The 4,005-nt window shown below is 68.3% G+C and carries 3 protein-coding genes; 2 read left to right on the top strand and 1 reads right to left on the bottom strand.

The window, feature by feature from the left end; all coding sequences use genetic code 11:
* Positions 1-627: 627 nt before the first annotated feature.
* On the top strand, positions 628-2,145 hold the full coding sequence (gene putP, locus DK254_RS06445) for a sodium/proline symporter PutP (protein WP_109933129.1): 1,518 nt from the start codon (positions 628-630) through the stop codon (positions 2,143-2,145).
* Between the two features lie 51 nt (positions 2,146-2,196).
* Here putP and DK254_RS06440 read toward each other — a convergent pair whose 3' ends face one another.
* Positions 2,197-3,387 carry a sugar transporter gene (locus tag DK254_RS06440; RefSeq protein WP_109933128.1) on the bottom strand — a complete coding sequence of 397 codons (1,191 nt, stop codon included), beginning with the start codon at positions 3,385-3,387 and terminating at the stop codon, positions 2,197-2,199.
* A gap of 231 nt (positions 3,388-3,618) precedes the next feature.
* Here DK254_RS06440 and DK254_RS06435 point away from each other — a divergent pair, with 231 nt between their 5' ends.
* The gene (locus DK254_RS06435; RefSeq protein WP_109933127.1) at positions 3,619-3,861 is read left to right on the top strand and encodes a VF530 family DNA-binding protein; all 243 of its coding nucleotides are present in this window, start codon (positions 3,619-3,621) and stop codon (positions 3,859-3,861) included.
* Positions 3,862-4,005: the final 144 nt, after the last annotated feature.

The raw sequence follows: 4,005 nt of genomic DNA, 5'->3' as shown, positions 1-4,005 counted from the left end.
TCCTTGGTTTTTTGCGGGCAGAACGCGCCCCTCCCGTGCCGGTTCGGGTTGTGCGAAGGCTCAAGGTCGGGGCTTGGCGGGCCGCTCGGTGGGGCGGCTTTAAAATAGTTTGTTATAACATAACATTCTCTGGGGTTTGAAAATCAAGTTCTTTCAGACCCGAAAGTGCTAGCGGCAAGGCTCAAGCCAGGTTCATCGGCAGCGTGCCGTGGAGTTTTTCGCAAGAAGTCCAGAGCTTTTCGCAAGAATGCCGGGGCAGGGTGCCACTAGATTCCGCCATTCGCTTGTGCGGGTTGCACCTGAGTGCAACCGTTCGGCGATTCGGTGCAACAAGGGCTTTTCCTTGCGCTAGAATCCGCCGCCCGCGCGCGTCCCCGGACGTGCGCCGGGCAATGTGGCGAAGGCCGCCCCGGGACTGGTGAGGGGGCGCCGAAGAATCAGCCGCCCGCGTGGTGCAACCGCGACGGATGGCGACAGGGGTGGCAGCGGCGCTTGCGCAAGACCGCTGCCACCCCGTCGTGCCGAACGGCACGGCAGGGGGACCGGCGCCAACAGCGCCAGCCCCGACGAGCAAGGGCCCGGGTTACCCACCGGGCCTGGATAAAAACAAGCGTTAGGGGAGCCCCCATGAGCGTCAACACGCCAACACTGGTCACGTTCGTGATCTACATCGCGGCCATGGTCCTGATCGGACTCGCCGCCTACCGTTCCACCAACAACTTCTCCGACTACATCCTCGGCGGCCGCAGCCTCGGCAGCTTCGTCACGGCCCTTTCGGCCGGCGCCTCGGACATGAGCGGCTGGTTGCTGATGGGCCTGCCGGGGGCGATCTACCTCTCCGGCATCTCCGAAAGCTGGATCGCCATCGGCCTGATCGTCGGCGCCTACCTGAACTGGCTGTTCGTCGCCGGCCGCCTGCGCGTGCACACCGAGCACAACGGCAACGCCCTGACGCTCCCCGACTACTTCACCAACCGCTTCGAGGACAACAGCCGCATCCTGCGCGTGCTCTCGGCGGTGGTGATCCTGGTGTTCTTCACCATCTACTGCGCCTCGGGCATCGTCGCCGGCGCCCGCCTGTTCGAAAGCACCTTCGGCATGTCCTACGAGACCGCCCTGTGGGCCGGCGCCGCCGCGACCATCGCCTACACCTTCGTCGGCGGCTTCCTGGCGGTGAGCTGGACCGACACCGTGCAGGCCTCGCTGATGATCTTCGCGCTGATCCTCACCCCGATCATCGTGCTCTTCGCCACCGGCGGCGTGGAGCCGACCTTCGCCGCCATCGAGCTGAAGGACGCGGCCAACTTCGACATGCTCAAGGGCGCCTCCTTCATCGGCGTGATCTCGCTGATGGCCTGGGGCCTGGGCTATTTCGGCCAGCCGCACATCCTGGCGCGCTTCATGGCCGCCGACTCGGTGAAGTCGATCCCGGCCGCGCGCCGCATCTCCATGACCTGGATGATCCTCTGCCTGGGCGGCGCCGTGGCCGTGGGCTTCTTCGGCATCGCCTACTTCCAGGCCAACCCGGAACAGGCCGGCGCGGTCACCGAGAACCATGAGCGGGTGTTCATCGAGCTGGCGAAGATCCTCTTCAACCCGTGGATCGCCGGCGTGCTGCTGTCGGCCATCCTCGCCGCGGTGATGAGCACCCTGAGCTGCCAGCTGCTGGTGTGCTCCTCGGCGCTGACCGAGGACTTCTACAAGGCCTTCCTGCGCAAGAACGCCAGCCAGCTCGAGCTGGTCTGGGTCGGCCGCGCCATGGTGCTGCTGGTGGCGCTGATCGCCATCGCCCTGGCGGCCAACCCGGAAAACCGCGTGCTGGGCCTGGTGTCCTACGCCTGGGCCGGCTTCGGCGCCGCCTTCGGCCCGCTGGTGCTGTTCTCGGTGCTGTGGAAGCGCATGAACCGCAACGGCGCCCTGGCCGGCATGCTGGTCGGCGCGGTCACCGTGATCGTCTGGAAGCAGTTCGGCTGGCTCGGCCTGTACGAGATCATCCCCGGCTTCCTGTTCTCCAGCATCGCCATCGTGGCCTTCAGCCTGCTCGGCCCGGCCCCGTCCAGGGCCATGCAGCAGCGCTTCGACGAAGCCGAAGCGGAGTACGGCGAGGCCCACCTGCCGGCCTCGGCCCCTGCCACCGGCCGCTGATCCGCTGAGCTGTACCCAAGGCCGCGGTCCCGCAAGGGGCCGCGGCCTTTTTCATGGGTGCCCGCCGCGTAGCGCCTCGGCATAGCGCCAGCAGGCGAACAGGCACAGCGCCAGGCCCGCCATGGCCACGGCGCCGCCGACGTTGCCGATCTGCGCCAGGCCGATGCCGCCGACCACCCGGCTGCCCAGCAGCGCGCCGCCGCCGATGCCGACGTTGTACAGCCCGGAGAACATGGCCATGGCCACGTCGGTGGCGTCGTGGGCCAGCATCAGCACCTTGGCCTGCAGGGCCAGGCCGAAGCAGAGGATGGCGGCGCCCCAGAACAGGCTCAGGCCGAGCAGCGCCAGGGGCTCGCGGGCCAGCGGCAGGAGCAGCAGCAGGCAACTGCCCAGCACCGCGATGGCGATGCACGGGAAGGCCCGCGGGAAGCGCTCGCTGTAGCGGCTGAAGAGGATCGAGCCGAACAGCCCGGCGCCGCCGAACAGCAGGAGCAGCAGGGTGGTGCGCTGGCTGTCCAGCGCGGCCACCTCGCGGGCGAAGGGCTCGATGTAGCTGTAGGCGGTGAACTGCGCGGTGATCACCAGCACGGTGAGCACGTACAACGACACCAGCGCCGGGCGCCGCAGCAGCAACGGCAGGCTGCGCAGCGAGCCGGAGTTCTGGCTGGGCAGCAGCGGCAGCGCGCGGGCCAGCCAGAGCACCACCAGCAGCGAGACGCCGGCGATGGCCAGGAAGGTCGCGCGCCAGCCCATGGCCTCGCCCAGCACGCGGCCCAGGGGGATGCCCAGGACCATCGCCAGGATGGTCCCGGTGGCCAGCAGGCCCAGGGCTTTCGCCTGCTGGCCGGGCGGCGCCACGCGCACCGCCAGGGAGGCGGTGATCGACCAGAACACCGCGTGGGCGAAGGCGATGCCGAAGCGGCTGAGCATCAGCGTGGTGAAGCTCCAGGCGACGCCGGAGAGCAGGTGGCTGCCGATGAACAGGCAGAAGATCGCCACCAGCAGGCGCCGCCGCTCCATGTTGCGCGTGGCCAGCATCAGCGGTAGCGAGGTGAGCGACACCACCCAGGCGTACAGGGTGAGCATCAGCCCGGCCTGCTCGGGGCGCATGTCGAAGCTGCGGCCGATGTCGCTGAGCAGGCCCACCGGGACGAACTCGGTGGTGTTGAAGATGAAGGCGGCGATGGCCAGGGCGATGACGTTCAGCCAACTGCCGGTGCGGGTGTCTTGCCGGTTGTGCATGGGAATCCTGAGTGGGGGTGGGGCTCAGGCCGAACCCCCGGCCACGCGCGATGCCCCGGCGTCGAGGGGCCGGGTGCGGGCGAGCGAAGAGGAGTCGTTGTAGGTATGGGGGATGCGGCGGTCGCGGCGGCCATTCTACGCCGCGCGCCGGGCGCCTGTCTGCGCCTGAGCTGCGCGCCTGGCGGCTTGCTGCTAAGGTGCGCGCATTTCCCGCATCGACGAAGTCCGACCATGAGCGAAACACCCAAGGACCCGCTGCACGGCATCACCCTGCAGGCCATCCTCGAACGCCTGCTGGAGCAGTACGGCTGGGAGGGATTGGCCAAGCGCATCGACATCCGCTGCTTCAAGAGCGAGCCCAGCATCAAGTCCAGCCTGACCTTCCTGCGCCGCACGCCCTGGGCGCGGGAGCAGGTGGAGAAGCTCTACGTGCAGATGGTGCGCGGGAAGGGTCGAGCGGATGGTCCGGCGTGACCGATACCCCGGCAACCTGTGGGAGCGGGCCCTGCCCGCGAAATCGCGCGCAGGGCGCGCTCCTACATGGGAATGGCGTGGGTGGGGCAGCGTAGGAGCGGATCTCATCCGCGAATCGCGCCGGGATGGCCGGCTATCGCGGAC

This window comes from Pseudomonas sp. RW407 (assembly GCF_003176655.1).
GTDB classification, from domain to species: domain Bacteria; phylum Pseudomonadota; class Gammaproteobacteria; order Pseudomonadales; family Pseudomonadaceae; genus Pseudomonas; species Pseudomonas delhiensis.
Note: the sequence above shows the minus strand (reverse complement) of the source record. Positions and strands in the feature narration are given on the sequence as shown.